We start from the raw sequence: 16,927 nt of genomic DNA on the forward strand, positions 1-16,927 counted from the left end.
ACATCAGGGAGCGGGGCGCTTAGGCGCAGGCGTCAGCTACTGAGCAGCACTGCTCTGCCGCGCCTGGGCTTGCTCCCTTTTTGCTATCGGCATGAAATCGTACGTTGGAAAGAATTCTGTCTTGTAGGCACCCCACGCGGTGTTCTCGATTGCCAAGTTGACCTCGGCCAAGCGCGAAGCCGGCAGGCGTAGCACGACGACCTGGCCGATGCCCATGGTGATGTTCCAGCTGACGACTTCGACACCGGCAGGCGGGAATACCTTATGAAATTCCTGTTTGGCCAATTGAGTTTTCAACTCACTTAATGGCCGCGATTGATCATGTTTGAGAAATACGGTCAACAAGACTGCGTTGTCGGGGGTGATGGCGATAGGTTTTGCGGAAGGCTCGACACTCGTCTGTGCTGTGGCTGCGTTTGGTAAGAACGTGATCGTTAGCACTGCAGGGATTAACAGCGATTTGAAGAGCGTACCTGTACTCATATTAAGGTGCCTCGACTGTTGTTGGCTTTAATGGGCGCAAATCCGGCTCTGTTTTAATCGTGAACTTATAATTTGGAAGCAGGCTCTTTCTGAATTCAGCGTAGGATTCTTCTTTCCTGTTTATAGGCGTAGAAGTAAGGCGCTGGTATTGATACCTCTCATCATTCCTATACATCCCCCGATCACGCCAGCCTTGAACAGCTGCACCGCATAACCATTCCTCAGCTAAGTCTTTGCTTCTCCACGAGAATCCCGGACAATCCGGCCCTTGTTTCGGCCAGGGCGCTGCCTGTCAGGTTTTTCTGACTCGTGCTGGCCGTGTGAATGCGGAGATCCGACCGGATGAATGATCAGGCCAATAGCGTCGACGAACGCTATGCAACGACACCTGCAACGCTCACAAGCTGGAGCCGCCAGGACACTACCTGGATGCTCGGGCTGTTCGGTACCGCCATTGGCGCCGGTACTTTGTTCCTGCCTATCAACGCGGGCCTGGGGGGCTTCTGGCCGCTGGTGATCCTGGCGTTGCTGGCCTTCCCGATGACGTTCTTTGCCCACCGTGGGCTGACCCGTTTCGTGCTGTCCGGCCGCGAAGGTTCCGACATCACCGACGTGGTTGAAGAGCATTTCGGTATCAAGGCCGGTGCACTGATCACCTTGCTGTACTTCTTTGCGATTTTCCCGATCCTGCTGATCTACAGCGTGGCGCTGACCAATACTGTCAGCAGCTTCATGGAGCACCAACTGCACATCCTGCCGCCGCCTCGGGCGATCCTGGCGTTTGTATTGATCCTGGGCCTGTTGGCCGTGGTGCGTTGCGGTGAGCAGGTGATCGTCAAGGCCATGAGCCTGATGGTGTACCCGTTTATTGTGGCCTTGCTGTTCCTGGCGGTGTATCTGGTGCCGCACTGGACCGGTGGCATCCTCAGCACCGCCAGTGAAGTCCCCGCGCCTTCAGCCTTGCTCAACACGCTGTGGCTGGCGATTCCGGTGATGGTGTTCTCGTTCAACCATTCGCCGATCATCTCGGCCTTTGCGGTGGACCAGAAGCGCCAGTACGGCGTACACGCCGAGGAGCGCAGCGCGCAGATCCTGTCCCGCGCGCACCTGTTGATGGTGGCGATGGTGCTGTTCTTCGTGTTCAGTTGCGTGCTGACCCTGTCGCCCGCGCAGTTGGCCGAAGCCAAAGCGCAAAACCTGTCGATCCTGTCGTACCTGGCCAACCACTTCGATAACCCGACGATTGCCTTTGCCGCACCGTTGATTGCGTTCGTGGCGATTGCCAAGTCGTTCCTGGGCCACTACATCGGCGCCAGCGAAGGCCTCAAGGGCCTGGTGGTCAAGACCGGTCGCCGCCCGGCACCCAAGACCCTGGACCGCATGACCGCCGCCTTCATGTTGGTGGTGTGCTGGATCGTCGCCACGCTTAATCCGAGCATCCTCGGCATGATCGAGACCCTGGGTGGGCCGGTGATTGCGTCGATTCTGTTCCTGATGCCGATGTACGCGATCCGCAAGGTGCCGGCCATGGCCAAGTACCGTGGGCAGGCGTCGAATGTGTTTGTGACTGCGGTTGGCTTGGTTGCCATTACGGCGTTGGTGTATTCGCTGGTTGCTTGAGCCCTGATGCGGTCTATCTGACTGCACGGCTCTAAAAGTGTGGGAGCTGGCTTGCCTGCGATAGCGGTGTATCAGTCACTAGAGAGGTGATTGAACTGACGTCATCGCAGGCAAGCCAGCTCCCACATTTGTTTTGTGTTGGCAGTAAAGGTTAATTCCAGGCATAAAAAACGCCGCGTACCTTGCGATACGCGGCGTTCTTCACATCAACACACCGTTAAGCTTGAATCACCGGGATGTTGGCGCTTGCTGCGATCTTGCGGAACTCAGCGATCTGGTCGAAGTTCAGGTAGCGGTAGACGTCACTGGCCATGGTGTCCAGTTTCGCTGCGTAGCCCATGTACTCTTCGACGGTCGGCAGGCGACCCAGAGTGGAGGCGACTGCCGCCAGCTCAGCCGATGCCAGGTAGACGTTTGCACCATCACCCAGGCGGTTCGGGAAGTTACGGGTCGAGGTCGACACGACGGTGGAGTTCGGCTCAACGCGTGCCTGGTTACCCATGCACAGCGAGCAGCCTGGCATTTCCATACGTGCGCCAGCCTTGCCGTAGATGCCGTAGTAGCCTTCTTCGGTCAGTTGGTGCGCGTCCATCTTGGTCGGCGGCGACAGCCACAGACGGGTAGGCAGCTGGCCCTTGACCTGCTCCAGCAGCTTACCGGCAGCGCGGAAGTGACCGATGTTGGTCATGCACGAACCGATGAACACTTCGTCGATCTTCTCGCCAGCGACGCTGGACAGCAGACGGGCGTCGTCCGGGTCGTTTGGCGCGCAGAGGATCGGTTCGTTGATTTCCGACAGGTCGATTTCGATGATTTCGGCGTATTCGGCGTCGGCATCGGCTTCCATCAGCTCCGGGTTGGCAACCCAGGCTTCCATCGCTTGGGCGCGACGTTCCAGGGTGCGTGCATCGCCGTAGCCTTCGCCGATCATCCAGCGCAGCAGGGTGATGTTGGAGTTCAGGTACTCGGTAACGGACTCTTTGGACAGCTTGATGGTGCAACCGGCAGCCGAACGTTCAGCCGAGGCGTCGGACAGTTCGAAAGCCTGTTCCAGCGTCAGGTCGTTCAGGCCTTCGATTTCCAGGATGCGGCCAGAGAAGGCGTTCTTCTTGCCTTTCTTCTCTACGGTCAGCAGGCCAGCCTGGATCGCGTAGTAAGGAATGGCATGCACCAGGTCACGCAGGGTGATGCCAGGTTTCATCTTGCCTTTGAAGCGCACCAGAATCGATTCCGGCATGTCCAGTGGCATTACGCCAGTGGCTGCGGCGAACGCGACCAGGCCAGAACCGGCCGGGAACGAGATGCCCATCGGGAAACGGGTGTGGGAGTCGCCACCGGTACCGACGGTGTCCGGCAGCAGCATGCGGTTCAGCCAGCTGTGGATGATGCCGTCGCCTGGACGCAGCGATACACCGCCACGGGTCATGATGAAGTCAGGCAGGGTGTGGTGGGTGGTCACGTCGATCGGCTTCGGGTAAGCCGCGGTGTGGCAGAAGGACTGCATCACCAGGTCGGTCGAGAAGCCCAGGCACGCCAGGTCTTTGAGTTCGTCACGGGTCATTGGGCCGGTGGTGTCCTGGGACCCCACGGTGGTCATCTTCGGCTCGCAGTAGGTGCCAGGACGAACGCCTTTGCCTTCTGGCAGGCCGCAAGCCTTGCCGACCATTTTCTGTGCCAGGGTGAAGCCTTTGCCGGTGTCGACAGGCGCTTCAGGCAGCTTGAACAGGTCGGTAGGGCCCAGGCCCAGCTCAGCGCGTGCCTTGTCGGTCAGGCCACGGCCGATGATCAGCGGGATACGGCCGCCGGCGCGAACTTCGTCCAACAGCACCGGGGTCTTCATTTCGAAGGTGGTCAGGACTTCGTCGGTGCCGTGCTTGCAGACTTTGCCAGCATGCGGGTACAGGTCGATCACGTCGCCCATGTTCATGTTGGTGACGTCGAATTCGATTGGCAGTGCGCCAGCATCTTCCATGGTGTTGTAGAAGATCGGAGCGATCTTGCTGCCGAAGCAGAAACCGCCAGCACGCTTGTTCGGCACGTAAGGCACGTCGTCACCGAAGAACCACAGTACCGAGTTGGTTGCCGATTTACGCGACGAACCGGTACCGACCACGTCACCCACGTAGGCGATCGGGAAGCCTTGGCCGCGCATCTCTTCGATCTGCTTCATCGGGCCGGTCTTGCCTTGCTCGTCCGGCACGATGCCTTCGCGAGCCATTTTCAGCATGGCCAGGGCGTGCAGCGGGATGTCAGGGCGGGACCAGGCGTCAGGCGCAGGCGACAGGTCGTCGGTGTTGGTTTCGCCGGTGACCTTGAAGACGCGCAGGCTGATCTTGTCGGCCAGGGTAGGGCGGTTGCGGAACCACTCGCCGTCAGCCCAGGACTGGATCACGCCTTTGGCGTGCTCGTTGCCGTTGCGGGCTTTTTCGGCGACGTCGTGGAACGCATCGAACATCAGCAGGGTGTGCTTGAGTTGGGCGGCCGCGACGGGTGCCAGTTCGGCGTCGTCCAGCAGCTCGACCAACGTCACGATGTTGTAGCCACCCTGCATGGTGCCGAGCAGTTCAACAGCGCGTTTCTTGTCGATCAGGGGGGAAGTGGCTTCGCCCTTGGCCAGGGCAGACAGGAAACCGGCCTTTACGTAGGCAGCTTCGTCAACGCCTGGTGGAATGCGGTTGGTGATCAGGTCAACGAGGAATTCTTCTTCGCCAGCCGGAGGATTTTTCAGCAGCTCGACCAGGCCTGCGGTTTGTTCGGCGTTAAGCGGCTGGGGAACGATACCCAGTGCTGCGCGCTCTTCGATATGTTTGCGGTAGGCTTCAAGCACAGTTATTACCCTCATCAGTGGTCCCACGGGACGCTCATCCAGAAATGAACGGCACGCATGCGCTCAGGGGCTTTTTGGGCCGCAAAGCCAGCGCTGCCGGCATTCCTTTACAGAAGCTGCTTTCAAAGTTTTACGCCTGCAGAACGGAGCTGATGAGGGTTGGCGCGGGCTCTGACCTACCGGGTCGAACCTGCGCCAACACCGTTCTGAAGGAACGACTGTGCTCGTGACGCTTTGAAAACAGCTTCCAGCGGATTATTGGCGCCTTACAAGGCCGGGTGATTCTACGGCAAAAAAAATCTAAAGGTAAGTTGCCTACTCAAGTTTGCTGGGTGATCAACCTTAGACAAAGGGCTAACATGGCGCACTGTTTCGCTGATTTGCGTGTTGCTGCTCATGCCCAACCAAACCATCAAGACCCCCTGCGTCGGCCTGTGTTCCACGGTCTACGGCGATCTCGTGTGCCGTGGATGCAAGCGCTTCCACCATGAAGTGATCCAGTGGAATGGCTATAACGAAGAAGAAAAACGTGCGGTCTGGCTCAGGCTTGAGCAGCTGTTGGTGCAGGTCATGGCCGGTAAAGTGGAGGTTTTCGACCCCAAGACACTGCGCGGGCAGTTGGAGCAACGCAAGATTCGCTTTGTGCCACACCAGTCCGAGTATTGCTGGGCCTATCAGTTGATCGCCCGTGGGGCCCGGGTGATCAATAACCTGGAGGCCTATGGCATGGTGCTGTTGCCGGAGTTTCGCGACTGGGCGCTGCCTGAACTGCGCGATGCCATTGATCGCGAGTTCTTTATCTTGTCCGAGGCGCATTACCAGCGCTATATCGCGCCGGGGTTCTTGAAAGATGCGCTGGGTTGACTGACTGGCGAGGTCAATGTGGGAGCTGGCTTGCCTGCGATAGCGGTGTATCAGGAGCAAATGCGCCAGCTGACCCACTGCAATCGCAGGCAAGCCAGCTCCCACATTTGATCCACATTGCCTGAAGGTCGGTGTCAGGGCTTGGTCGCCAGCTCTTGCAGATGATCCATGAGCGTCTGCGGCTTGAGCACCAGCACATCGCTTTGCACCGCATCCAGCACCACTTCTGCGGTATTGCCGATCAACGCGCCGGAAATCCCCGTGCGCGCCACCGTGCCGATAATGGTCACCGCGGCCTGCAACCGATGGGCGATATGTGGGATCAGCACATCGGCCGGGCCTTCTTCGATATGCAGGTGCCTGTCGTCCACGTCGAACTCGGCCTGGAAGGCCTTGCATTGCTCGCGGTAACGCGCCTCGATGGTTTCCTTGAGCTGAAAGGTCGGGTCTGCCGCCGACAGCATGGGCGAGGGGTGAGCGCTGATCACATGCAACTGCGCTTTGGCGAGGCTGGCGATATCAAAGCCATGGTCGATGATCGAATTGTGCAGCGAGCGGTGTTCGCCGTCGGCGTTGCCCACGTCGATGGCCGCCAGGATCACGCTGCCCGCCCAGGGGGTGGCGGTTTTGACCAGCAACACCGGCGTTGGGCAGTAGCGCAGCAACTTCCAGTCCGCCGGGGTCAGCAGGGCTTTTTTCAGTGGGTTGTCGGGGAAGTGCTGTTTGATCACCAGGCCACAGCCTTCGGCTTGCTGCACATCGATGATGGTTTCATGCAGGCTGTCGTTCCAGGCCTGCTCGGTGGTGACGCTGTAGCCGTCTTCTTTCAAGCCCTCCTTGAGCAGGCTCAGCAGCGCCGAATGCTCGTGCTTCTTGTCACAGACCAGCAAGTGCAGGTGCGCGTCGGTCACTTTGGCAATCAGCTTGGCACGCTTGAGGGCCAGGCTTTCCGAATGCTCGGGCTCGATGACCACCAGGATGCTGCGGATGGCTTGCATGGTCGGGATCTCCAAAAGGGCGGGCGTTGGTTAACTATAGTTGCTGGCCGGCAGCCGTCATGTTGATACACATCAAGGCCGGTGGCTGGTGGTCTGCGGCGGGGTCGGTATAATCGGCGCCCTTTTGTGATCCTTTGCCCGTGAGCCCGATGAACCTGCCCGAAATCCATGAATTCCTCGGCTGCCGCACCCCCGATGCCTGGGTCCAGGCCGCGTTGGCCGATCAGGAAACCCTGCTGATCGACCACAAGAACTGCGAATTCAAAGCCGCCAGCACCGCCTTGAGCCTGATGGCCAAGTACTACGGCCACGTTGACCTGATCAACATGATGTCGCGCCTGGCCCGCGAAGAGTTGGTGCACCACGAGCAGGTCATGCGCCTGATGAAAAAGCGCAAGGTCGAACTGCGTCAACTGCACGCCGGGCGTTATGCCTCGGGTTTGCGCAAGGTGGTGCGCAGCCATGAGCCGGTCAAGCTGGTAGACACCCTGGTGGTGGGCGCCTTTATCGAAGCGCGCAGTTGCGAGCGGTTCGAAGCGCTGGTGCCGCATTTGGACGAAGAACTCGGCAAGTTCTATTTCGGCTTGCTCAAAAGCGAGGCGCGGCACTTCCAGGGCTACTTGAAACTGGCATACCAGTACGGCGACGCCAAGGATATCGCCCAGGTGATCGAGCGGGTGCGGGCCACCGAGCAGGACCTGATCGAATCACCCGACGTCGAGTTCCGCTTTCACAGTGGCGTGCCAGCCTGAGGCCACGGCCACACCGATCGAGGCGGTGATCCCGGTCAGCAGCAGGATCACCGTTGGCGTGCCCAAAGGCGCTGCCAACACGGCAATCATCAAGCCCGCCAAGGGCTGGGCCAGGTTGTTGAGCAAGGTCATCACGCCAACGGTCTTGCCGAAGTCCTGCACCGGAATCACCCGTTGGCGGGTGCTGCGCAGGTACACGTTGAACATCTTGTCGAAACCGGTCAGCAGCAGGAACCCCACCGTGTAGGCCCACACGCCGGGGCTGAGCGCTGTGATCAGCGCGCCGACGGTGATCATCGAGTACGACAACCCGCCCAGTACCTTCAGCTTCAGTGATGAATGCGCCAGGTAGAACAGAATCGCGATTGTCACCAGCGCCCCGGCGGCTTGCAGCAGGGCATAGGCGTCTTTGCCCGCTGCGTAGTGGCCGGTGACCATGGCCGCCGAGGTGGCCAGCGTCACGCCGACCATCAGGTTCACACCGACCGCCAGGACGATGATGCGCTTCAACTCCACCCGGTTGAGGATGTGGCCAAAAGCGGTGCGCAGGGGTTGCAGCCAGTTACCCGGCTGTTGTTCATGGATGTGCAGGTCCACCGTGGTGTTGCGCTGCCAGATCAGCATCGCCAGGTCTGCCAGTACAAACAGCGCGGCGACGCCCAGCACTACCCATGGCCACGCCCAGACTTCCAGCATCAGCGCCGCCACCAATGGCCCGAGCACCAGTCCGCCCTGGTCGGCGATCTGCGAATAGGACAAGGTCTTGGCGTAGGTGTACTGCCCGAAGATATGCGGCATCACCACTTCCCGCGCCATGATGCCCTGGGTGGTCAACATGCCGCATACCGCGGACAGCATGACCAGCCAATGGATACCGTCGAACAGCCCATACAGCGCCATCGCCACCACGCAGGCCAAGGCCCGATACACCTGGCTGATATGCAGGATACGCACCGGTGAAAACCTGTCGCACAACGCGCCGCACACCGGAAACGCCAGGTAGCGCGGTAGTGACTCGACAAAAAACGCCAACCCCGCCCACGACACGCTTTGCGTGGTCTGGAACACGATCAGTGGCACGATAAACAGCAAAACCTGGTCGGCCAGCCGTGAAAGGAACAGCGAAATGAAGAACGCCAGGTAATCCTTGCGCATGGAACTCCCTGTCAATGGCGTTAAAAAGTGCAGGCTATTTGTTAAAAACTCTTAAAAGCATGAAGCTTCTTCGCTGGGGACTGGTCAGCCACCTCTGTCGGCCAGCTTGCCACCTATAATGGCCCCATTTCAATCCGCGCATCCACACTGAGAACTTATGGAAAACCTGGGTCTGGGCAAGGTCCTGCTCGTTGAGGACGATGAAAAGCTGGCAGGGCTGGTCTCGCACTTTCTGTCGCAGCATGGTTTCGAGGTACGGGTGGTATACCGGGGCGATGAAGCCCTGGCGGCGTTCCTGGATTTCAAGCCGAAGATCGTCGTGCTCGATCTGATGCTGCCGGGTCAGAGCGGGCTGCATGTCTGCCGCGAGATTCGCAACGTGTCGGACACGCCCATCGTGATCCTCACCGCCAAGGAAGATGACCTGGACCATATCCTTGGCCTTGAGTCCGGTGCTGACGACTACGTGATCAAGCCGATCAAACCGCCGGTGTTGTTGGCGCGCCTGCGTGCGCTGCAGCGCCGCCAGGTACCCGAGCCCACCGTGCGCGGTGCCCTGGAATTTGGCCGCTTGTCGATTGATCGCAGTTGCCGGGTGGTCCGCCTGGGCGGCGAGACCATTGACCTCACCACCATGGAGTTCGAGTTGCTGTGGTTGCTGGCCAGCAGCGCGGGCAAGATTCTCTCTCGCGACGACATCCTCAACCGCATGCGCGGCATTGCCTTTGACGGGCTGAACCGCAGCGTAGACGTGTACATCAGCAAACTGCGCGGCAAGCTCAATGACAACCCCCGCGAGCCGGTGTGCATCAAGACCATCTGGGGCAAGGGCTACCTGTTCAACCCGTTCGCGTGGGAGGTGTAGATGCTGCGCTTGTACCTGCGCCTCTATTTGATTCTCGCGCTCGGCCTGGCCGGGTCGATCTGGCTGGTCAACTTCGGCCTGGACGCTTACATGCCCGAGTCCAACGAGACCTATAACCGTGAAGCCCTGCGCGGCCCGGCGTGGGCCCTGGTGGAACAGTTGCGCCCCGTGCAGGCAGAGGCGCGCCAGGCACGCCTGGACGAACTGCAACCGCATTACGGCTTGCGGCTCGAACTGGTGCAGCGCGACACCCAGGATTTGAGCGAACGGGAACAGAAACTCCTGGCGGCTGGCCAGGTAGTGGTGCGCGAGGACTTCATGAAATTTCTTGCGCCTATCGACGACGGCCCGCAACTGCTCGAAATCAGATTGCCGGAGGAACCCAAGTGGTTGTACCTCTGGGCCTACGCTTTCCTGGGCGTGAGCCTGGCCATCGTCCTGTATTTCTGGGTGCGTCCACACTGGCGCGACCTGGAGCACATCCGCCTGGCAGCGCAACGTTTCGGTGACAATGACCTGGGCTCGCGCATCTTGCTGCCGACTCGCTCCACCGTGCGTTCACTGGCCGGGCACTTCAACCAGATGGCCGAGCGCATCGAAGGTTTGATCGCCAACCAGCGCGAACTCACCAACGCGGTCTCCCACGAATTGCGTACACCGATTGCGCGGCTGTCATTCGAGCTGGACCAACTCAGGCAGCAGAGCGACCCACGGCAAAGCCGAGCGTTGATCAACGACATGTACGCCGACCTCGGTGAACTGGAAGAAATGGTCTCCGAGCTGTTGACCTATGCCAGCCTTGAGCCAGGCGCGACCCAGGTCACCCGCGAGCATATCGAGGCCCACAGTTGGCTCGACAGTGTGATCGGCAGCGTGGCCCTGGAGGCCGAAGCGGAAGGGGTGCAGTTGTCGTTGCGCACCTGCGAGGTGGACGTTATCCAGATCGAGCCACGCTTTATGGCGCGGGCCGTGATCAACCTGCTGCGCAACGCGATTCGTTATGCCGATCGCCGCGTGGAAGTGTCGCTGGTCAAGTTTGGCAGCGGTTACGAAGTGCGGGTCAACGACGATGGGCCGGGGGTACCGCTGGAGGGTCGCACCAAGATATTCGAACCCTTCCTGCGCCTTGACGCCAGCCGCGACCGCCGCACAGGCGGATTTGGTCTGGGCCTGGCGCTGGTCAAGCGTGTCAGCCAGTGGCACGGCGGGCAGGTGGAAGTGCAGGATTCGGAGTGGGGCGGGGCGTCGTTTCGAATGACGTGGGCATACGCCGAGTAAGGGGGCTTACCCTAATGCCATCCTGTAGGAGCGAGCTTGCTCGCGAAAAACCTCAACGATAACGCGTGTTTTCTGGATAAACGCGGCGCCTGCGAGTTTTGCGCGAGCAAGCTCGCTCCTACAGAGGGCAAGTCAGATCAGAAGGTGTACTGCAGCTCCCCCAACACCGACGCTTGCAGCCGCTGCTCCACAATCGGGCTCTTGCCTGCTTCATCCGCCAGGTATTGCACATCGAGCAGGGTCGAGAACTGCGTGTGTTCGTTGATCGGCACGCTCCATGAGAGGTTCATGCCATTGCTGATATTGCCGGCACTTGCCTTGTATTCCTTGAAGCGGCTGCGGGTGGCCTGGTCGGCAGTCACGCCGTACCAGGTTTGCAGGTAGTTGCGGTCACCGAAGTGGCTGTTGATGGCGGCATCGACGGAGCCGTAGCGGCCTTCATAGAGATTGGTACCCAGGCTCAACTCCAGGTGGGTAAAAGCCTTGCCGGTTTCCTTGTGTTTATCTTCTTCAAGCGCATGTTCCAGGGTGGCGCCGATGATCACACCGCCGAGGTTGTAGGCGGCACTCACCCCCAATTGCGGACGTGACTTGATCTCGCCCATGCCTTTGAGGCGTTTGGAGCCGGCATGCATGCTTTCATTTTTATCCTTGCGCGAATCGCTTGCGCCAACGTATGCGCTGAAGCTCAGGGCATTACCTTCGTAACCCCAGCCCAAGCCCGTATCAGTGTCGAGGAAGACGCCCCAGGGGCTGATGATTTTGCCACCGAGCACAGGCGCCGTCATACGTTCGTCGCTGCCACTGTAGCGGGGTGCGTTGGCCATGCCGGCCTTGAGGCTGTATTGCCAGTCTTCGGCAAGCGCCGTATCGGCGGCGGCGAGCAGGCACAGTGAGGTCAATGACAGGCACAGGTTTTTTGAGTGCATCAGGGTGTTTTCCTGGTTAGAGGTTCAAGGGTGTGTGGGGTGAATGGGTGCGTTTGAACGAGTAGCCCGAAGCACTCAGGCCGTTGACCTGGCGGCTGACGGTATCGCCCAGGCCGTAGCCGTTGCCGGCCAGCACCGCATGGGCGTTGTCGATGGGCAGCAGGATGTAGTCGGTCAACGGCTCGCCGTGCAATTGGCCGCGAATCACCAGGAAACCGTCCTCCTGGCGCACGCTGATGCCACTCAATGGCGCGTCGGGTTCATGGCTGCTGAGCACCTGGTAGGTGCCGACCGTGTTGGCCCAGGCGGCGGACAAGGGCGGCGGCTCGATGCGTTCGCCGATGGCAATGCGTTGGCCATGGCTGCGGGCGGTGAGCATTTGGCGGCCTTGTACCGTGACCACATCCAGCTGCACGCGGCCCAACTCGCCAAGGTCCTTGCGCCAGAACCCCAGTATCTTTTTCTGCGCCCGCAGCCAGCCTTGCTCATCACGTAATAGCTGGAAATCGTAGCCGGCCAGTTCACCGGTCAAGCGCGCATGCTCATCTCTGATGCGGAACACGCCCCAGGCGGTCGCGTAGAAGCCGGCCAGGCGCTTGCGATCCACCGCCGCCGGTACATGGCGCAGCTTGAGGCCGTGGCTGGGGGCCTGGCAGTCATCGGCGCATACGGGCTTGCCGGTCTGAGCCTGGAGCATCAGGCGCAGGCTGTCGGTGGTCAGCGACACCACCATGTCTTCGGCGTTGCTGTCGTTGGCCATGATGACCACGGCCAGTTGCTGATCCGGCAGCAGGGTCAACTGGGCCACGAAGTTGTCGCCGCCACCGCTGTGCTGGTAGGTGCGCACACCGGGGCCGATGGGCTCGTCACCACAGGGCGCCAAGAACCAGCCCAAGCCCATCTGGCAGTCGAAATCCAAGGCATTGCCGGTGTTTTGCTGGGTAAACATGGCGTCGATAGACGTGCTGCCGAGGATCTGGCTGCCCTTGTAGGTGCCCTTGGCAAACAGCATGCGTACGTAGCGGCTGAGGTCTTTGGGGCTGGTCCACAGGCCACCGGCGGCGAGGTCACGCACCTGGGGGTCGGTGCTGGCCTTGCCATCCTCGTAGCCGTGGGCGCGATAGCTCATTTGCGCACCGGTACCCAGGAAACTGGACTGGTTCATTCGCAAGGGTGTGAGCAGGCTGCTTTGTAACTGGGCTTCGAAGCTTTTGCCGCTGCTGCGCTCAATGGCGGCGCCCACCAACGCATAGCCAAGGTTGGAATACGCCACCTGGGAACCCGGCAGGCTGCTCAGCCACACACCCGACACACGCATCGGCATCTGCCCCATGGCATAGGTGCTGCGCAGGTCGCGCAGGTGCTCGCTGGGCAAGCCGGATTGATGGCTGAGCAAGCGCCGCAAGGTGATCGCTCGATCCGCCTCGGCCTGATCGCTGTGAAAGCGGGAGCGCACGTAGAACTCACGCAGGGTCTGCTGGATTGGCGCATCCAGCGCCAGGTGTTGCTGCTCCACCAGTTGCAGCGCTGCCGTGGCGCTCAGCAGCTTGGAGATGCCACCTGCGCGAAACGCGGTATTGGGCGTGACCGGCACCCCCAGGTCTTTGTCAGCCAGGCCAAAGCCGCGGGCCCAGATCAGCTCCTGGCCATTGACCAGGGCAATCGACAATCCCGCCACATTGTCCCGCGCCATCTCCTGGGGAATGCGGGTTTGCAGGTAGCGGATGATTGCGCCGTAATCGCCTTTTTGAATCGGCGGCGGGACAGGCGGTTGCGAGTGGCAACCGATACTGCCCAACAGGCAACCCAAGAGCGGAATACCGCGCAGTCTGCGAAACATCGAGAGCACCCGAATGATGATTTGGATGCTGGAATGCTAGGGCGGCGAGGGCTTGGAATCTTTGAGTGCTTTGTCGGGAAACTGTCAAAGACTGTTAACGGCCGCTTACAAAAACATCAGGATTTGCCCTGGGGGGCGGGCATCAACGTGGCGATCAGGGCGCGAATGGTCCCCGGCAGCGCTTCCAGCTCGCGTACCAGGATGCTGCGCTCGCGAATCGCCCAGGGCTCGTCCAGTTTCACCGTCACCAGTTGCATGGTGCGGCTGTGACGCAGGGCGGCGGACTCTGGAATGATGCCAATGCCCACGCCGGCCTCGACCATCCGGCAGATCGCCTCGAAGCTCGAGACCTGGATACGCAGCGACAATTGCTTGCCCAGACGCTCGACGTGTTCGCGCAGGAAACTCAACAGCGTGCTGCCTTCATGCAGGCCGATATGCTGATACGCCAGGGTCTGCTCAAGGGTCACCGAAGGCTGGTCGGCCAACGGATGCCCGACGGGTACCATCAGCACCAGTTCGTCGGTGCTGAAATGCAACACTTGCAGGCCGGAGGCTTCCACGGGGCCGGCGATGATGCCCATGTCACTGGTGCCATCGAGCACCCCACGCACGATGTCCCGCGACAGGCGCTCCTGCAGGTCGACGGTGACGCCCGGGCGCTGTGACAGAAAGCCTGCCAAGACCTCCGGCAAAAACTCGGTGACCGCCGTGGTGTTGGCGAAGATACGGATATGCCCGGCCGAATCCACGCCGTATTGGGTGAACTCGCTTTTGAGGTAATCCACCTGGCGCATGATCAACCGCGCATGGTGTAACAGGCGCTCGCCTGCCGGGGTGATCTCCACGCCCCGGCTGTCGCGGTACAACAGGCGCGTGTCGAGCTGGCCTTCCAGGGCCTTGATCCGCGCACTGGCGGCAGCCGGCGAGAGGAAGGCGCGCTTGGCACCCTGGGTGAGGCTGGGGGATTCGGCGATATGGATAAACAGGCGCAGGTCGGCGAGATCGAAGTGCATGCAAAACTCCCGGACAACAGGTTTCCTGTGGGAGCTGGCTTGCTGTGGCGAGGGAGCTTGCTCCCGCTCGACAGCGCAGCTGGAGCCGGCTTTTTTGGGGGCGCTACGCACCCCAGCGCAAGCAAGCTTGCTCGCCACAGCAAGCCAGCTCCCACATTGGTTCACGGTGTGGCTGTTAGCGTTCAGCATAACCGAACGCTGGTTTATTGAAATGCAAATTCTCAGAACGGGCAGGCCCTTGCATGATCCACGGCAGACACCCACTGCCTGAGGACCTGCACCCGATGAGCGCCACTGATTGGATCGGCCGAAGTGAGACCGCCCACGACCACCTGAGCCATAACCTGCTCAAGCGCATCGCCGCGACGTTAGGTGAAGAGGTGCCTGCCGACGGCGACGCTGTGCCTGCGTTGTGGCAATGGTGCTTTTTCCAGGACCCGCTGCCGGAGGTGGCGTTGGGCGGCGACGGCCACCCGGCACGCGGCGGGTTCCTGCCACCGGCCGATAACCGCAATCGCATGTGGGCCGGAGGGCGTGTTGAATTTCTGCAGCCACTGCGGGCTGGCGAGGCGGCTACGCGCGTGTCGACCATCACCCAGGTCGAAGAAAAGACCGGGCGCACCGGCTCACTGCTATTTGTCACCGTGCGCCATGACTACTCCCAGGAAGGGCGCCTGGCCATCCGCGAGGAACAGGACATCGTCTACCGCGAACCCACGCCACCCAAGCCTGGCAGCGGCGACGCGCTGGCCCGGGGCGAATGGACAGAGGCCGTCGAGCCGACGCCGACCCTGTTGTTCCGCTACAGCGCCGTCACGTTCAACGGCCACCGCATCCACTACGACTACCCCTATGTCACCGGTACCGAAGGCTATGCCGGCCTGGTGGTGCATGGCCCGCTGATCGCCACTTTGAACCTGCGTGCGTTCTGCCGGGCGCACCCTGAGGCGACCCTGCGCCGCTTTGCCTATCGCGGCGTGCGCCCACTGATTGCGCCACAGCCTTTTGAGGTCGGCGGGCGCATCACCGCAACCGGCGTCGCAGAACTCTGGGCTGGCAACACTGAAGGCCTGGCACAGACCGCCCAAGTGCATTTCGAATAACCCGATAACAACAGGCGGAGAGCCGTTAATGAATGCCCATGACAACGAAGAACTCAAGGCCATCCGCGAAGGCGTGCGCGCCTTGTGCGCCGAGTTCGATGCCGCTTACTGGCGCAAGATCGATGAAGAAAAAGGCTTCCCCGAAGCCTTCGTCAAGGCCCTGACCGACGCCGGTTGGCTGTCGGCCATGATCCCCGAGGAATACGGCGGTTCCGGCCTGGGCCTGGCCGAAGCCTCGGTGATCCTTGAGGAAGTCAACCGCTGCGGCGGCAACTCGGGCACCGTACACGGCCAGATGTACAACATGTTCACCCTGCTGCGTCACGGCAGCGAAGCGCAAAAACGCTTCTACTTGCCCAAGCTGGCCAGCGGCGAATTGCGCCTGCAGTCGATGGCCGTCACCGAACCCACTACCGGCACCGACACCACCAAGATCAAGACCACGGCGATCAAGCGCGGCGACAAGTACGTGATCAACGGCCAGAAAGTCTGGATCTCTCGGGTACAGCATTCCGACCTGATGATCCTGCTGGCACGCACCACGCCCTTGGCCGACGTAAAGAAAAAATCCGAAGGCATGTCAATCTTCCTGGTAGACCTGCGCCACGCCATCGGCAACGGCCTGACCGTGCAGCCCATCGCCAATATGGTCAACCACGAGACCAACGAGCTGTTCTTCGACAACCTGGAGCTGCCCCTGGACAGCCTGATTGGCGAGGAGGGCAAGGGCTTCAAATACATCCTCGATGGCCTGAATGCCGAGCGCACGCTGATTGCCGCCGAGTGCATCGGTGACGGCCGCTGGTTCATCGAAAAGGCCAGCGCCTATGCCCGCGACCGTGTGGTGTTTGGCCGGCCCATCGGGCAAAACCAGGGCGTGCAGTTCCCGATTGCCGAGGCGCATATCGAGATCGAAGCGGCCGACCTGATGCGCTGGCGTGCCTGCGAGGAATACGACAGCGGCAAAAACGCCGGGGCCAGTGCCAACATGGCCAAGTACCTGGCGGCCAAGGCGTCCTGGGAAGCGGCCAACGCCTGCCTGCAAACCCACGGTGGCTTCGGCTTTGCCTGCGAGTACGACGTGGAGCGCAAATTCCGCGAGACCCGCCTGTACCAGGTGGCGCCGATCTCCACCAACCTGATCCTGTCCTACGTGGCCGAGCATTTGCTCGAATTGCCACGCAGCTTCTGAGGGCC

Annotated in this window: 14 protein-coding genes; 7 read left to right on the forward strand and 7 right to left on the reverse strand. The window is 60.7% G+C overall.

Annotated features, from left to right (window positions below; all coding sequences use genetic code 11):
- Positions 1 to 36 precede the first annotated feature (36 nt).
- Positions 37 to 483, reverse strand: coding sequence for a hypothetical protein (locus tag AC07S6_RS21540; protein WP_495112999.1), 447 nt, complete (start codon positions 481 to 483; stop codon positions 37 to 39).
- 342 nt (positions 484 to 825) lie between these two features.
- On the opposite strand from AC07S6_RS21540, the gene AC07S6_RS21545 reads away from it, so the two are divergent.
- Positions 826 to 2,103, forward strand: a complete 1,278-nt coding sequence (locus tag AC07S6_RS21545) for a serine/threonine transporter (protein ID WP_495113000.1) — start codon at positions 826 to 828, stop codon at positions 2,101 to 2,103.
- A gap of 217 nt (positions 2,104 to 2,320) precedes the next feature.
- Here the strand turns inward: AC07S6_RS21545 and acnB are convergent, their stop codons facing one another.
- On the reverse strand, positions 2,321 to 4,930 hold the full coding sequence (gene acnB / locus AC07S6_RS21550) for a bifunctional aconitate hydratase 2/2-methylisocitrate dehydratase (protein WP_003190828.1): 2,610 nt from the start codon (positions 4,928 to 4,930) through the stop codon (positions 2,321 to 2,323).
- Between the two features lie 396 nt (positions 4,931 to 5,326).
- Between acnB and AC07S6_RS21555 the strand changes: the two genes are divergently transcribed.
- On the forward strand, positions 5,327 to 5,794 hold the full coding sequence (locus AC07S6_RS21555; protein WP_003190830.1) for a DUF1289 domain-containing protein: 468 nt from the start codon (positions 5,327 to 5,329) through the stop codon (positions 5,792 to 5,794).
- Between the two features lie 134 nt (positions 5,795 to 5,928).
- Here AC07S6_RS21555 and AC07S6_RS21560 read toward each other — a convergent pair whose 3' ends face one another.
- Entirely contained in the window at positions 5,929 to 6,792 is an 864-nt protein-coding gene (locus AC07S6_RS21560) for a universal stress protein (RefSeq protein ID WP_105227000.1), read from the reverse strand.
- A 149-nt stretch (positions 6,793 to 6,941) separates the two neighbouring features.
- Between AC07S6_RS21560 and AC07S6_RS21565 the strand changes: the two genes are divergently transcribed.
- A complete protein-coding gene (locus AC07S6_RS21565; protein WP_032892116.1) occupies positions 6,942 to 7,544 on the forward strand; it encodes a MiaE family protein in 603 nt (200 codons plus the stop codon).
- Here the strand turns inward: AC07S6_RS21565 and AC07S6_RS21570 are convergent.
- Positions 7,500 to 8,699 carry an MFS transporter gene (locus AC07S6_RS21570; protein ID WP_495113001.1) on the reverse strand — a complete coding sequence of 400 codons (1,200 nt, stop codon included), beginning with the start codon at positions 8,697 to 8,699 and terminating at the stop codon, positions 7,500 to 7,502. The two genes, AC07S6_RS21565 and AC07S6_RS21570, sit on opposite strands and share 45 nt — an antisense overlap.
- Before the next feature lie 157 nt (positions 8,700 to 8,856).
- Between AC07S6_RS21570 and AC07S6_RS21575 the strand changes: the two genes are divergently transcribed.
- Both AC07S6_RS21575 and AC07S6_RS21580 read left to right on the forward strand, forming a co-directional pair.
- A complete protein-coding gene (locus AC07S6_RS21575) occupies positions 8,857 to 9,564 on the forward strand; it encodes a response regulator (protein WP_014718339.1) in 708 nt (235 codons plus the stop codon).
- Complete coding sequence (locus AC07S6_RS21580; protein ID WP_054897953.1) at positions 9,565 to 10,842, forward strand: ATP-binding protein; 1,278 nt, start codon at positions 9,565 to 9,567, stop codon at positions 10,840 to 10,842. It begins immediately after the preceding gene.
- Positions 10,843 to 10,979: 137 nt separating this feature from the next.
- Here the strand turns inward: AC07S6_RS21580 and AC07S6_RS21585 are convergent, their stop codons facing one another.
- From AC07S6_RS21585 to AC07S6_RS21595, 3 genes are all read right to left on the reverse strand, one after another.
- Positions 10,980 to 11,771: a MipA/OmpV family protein gene (locus AC07S6_RS21585; protein WP_492616073.1), complete on the reverse strand. Its 792-nt coding sequence runs from the start codon at positions 11,769 to 11,771 to the stop codon at positions 10,980 to 10,982.
- A gap of 16 nt (positions 11,772 to 11,787) precedes the next feature.
- Positions 11,788 to 13,611 (reverse strand): serine hydrolase domain-containing protein, encoded by a 1,824-nt coding sequence (locus AC07S6_RS21590; protein WP_495113002.1) that lies wholly within the window; start codon positions 13,609 to 13,611, stop codon positions 11,788 to 11,790.
- A gap of 116 nt (positions 13,612 to 13,727) precedes the next feature.
- Positions 13,728 to 14,627: a LysR family transcriptional regulator gene (locus tag AC07S6_RS21595; protein WP_495113003.1), complete on the reverse strand. Its 900-nt coding sequence runs from the start codon at positions 14,625 to 14,627 to the stop codon at positions 13,728 to 13,730.
- A 284-nt stretch (positions 14,628 to 14,911) separates the two neighbouring features.
- Between AC07S6_RS21595 and AC07S6_RS21600 the strand changes: the two genes are divergently transcribed.
- Both AC07S6_RS21600 and AC07S6_RS21605 read left to right on the forward strand, forming a co-directional pair.
- Complete coding sequence (locus AC07S6_RS21600; RefSeq protein WP_495113004.1) at positions 14,912 to 15,730, forward strand: HTD2 family dehydratase; 819 nt, start codon at positions 14,912 to 14,914, stop codon at positions 15,728 to 15,730.
- Between the two features lie 28 nt (positions 15,731 to 15,758).
- Complete coding sequence (locus AC07S6_RS21605) at positions 15,759 to 16,922, forward strand: acyl-CoA dehydrogenase family protein (protein WP_057975753.1); 1,164 nt, start codon at positions 15,759 to 15,761, stop codon at positions 16,920 to 16,922.
- Positions 16,923 to 16,927 lie beyond the last annotated feature (5 nt).

This window comes from Pseudomonas sp. GW821-FHT07B01 (genome assembly GCF_059419065.1).

What these genes read in the sequence shown, in the direction of transcription:
- AC07S6_RS21540 (WP_495112999.1), bottom strand. Translation starts at nt 483, where the DNA reads ATGAGTACAGGTACGCTCTTCAAATCGCTGTTAATCCCTGCAGTGCTA.
- AC07S6_RS21545 (WP_495113000.1), top strand. Translation starts at nt 826, where the DNA reads ATGAATGATCAGGCCAATAGCGTCGACGAACGCTATGCAACGACACCT.
- AC07S6_RS21555 (WP_003190830.1), top strand. Translation starts at nt 5,327, where the DNA reads ATGCCCAACCAAACCATCAAGACCCCCTGCGTCGGCCTGTGTTCCACG.
- AC07S6_RS21560 (WP_105227000.1), bottom strand. Translation starts at nt 6,792, where the DNA reads ATGCAAGCCATCCGCAGCATCCTGGTGGTCATCGAGCCCGAGCATTCG.
- AC07S6_RS21565 (WP_032892116.1), top strand. Translation starts at nt 6,942, where the DNA reads ATGAACCTGCCCGAAATCCATGAATTCCTCGGCTGCCGCACCCCCGAT.
- AC07S6_RS21570 (WP_495113001.1), bottom strand. Translation starts at nt 8,699, where the DNA reads ATGCGCAAGGATTACCTGGCGTTCTTCATTTCGCTGTTCCTTTCACGG.
- AC07S6_RS21575 (WP_014718339.1), top strand. Translation starts at nt 8,857, where the DNA reads ATGGAAAACCTGGGTCTGGGCAAGGTCCTGCTCGTTGAGGACGATGAA.
- AC07S6_RS21580 (WP_054897953.1), top strand. Translation starts at nt 9,565, where the DNA reads ATGCTGCGCTTGTACCTGCGCCTCTATTTGATTCTCGCGCTCGGCCTG.
- AC07S6_RS21585 (WP_492616073.1), bottom strand. Translation starts at nt 11,771, where the DNA reads ATGCACTCAAAAAACCTGTGCCTGTCATTGACCTCACTGTGCCTGCTC.
- AC07S6_RS21590 (WP_495113002.1), bottom strand. Translation starts at nt 13,611, where the DNA reads ATGTTTCGCAGACTGCGCGGTATTCCGCTCTTGGGTTGCCTGTTGGGC.
- AC07S6_RS21595 (WP_495113003.1), bottom strand. Translation starts at nt 14,627, where the DNA reads ATGCACTTCGATCTCGCCGACCTGCGCCTGTTTATCCATATCGCCGAA.
- AC07S6_RS21600 (WP_495113004.1), top strand. Translation starts at nt 14,912, where the DNA reads ATGAGCGCCACTGATTGGATCGGCCGAAGTGAGACCGCCCACGACCAC.
- AC07S6_RS21605 (WP_057975753.1), top strand. Translation starts at nt 15,759, where the DNA reads ATGAATGCCCATGACAACGAAGAACTCAAGGCCATCCGCGAAGGCGTG.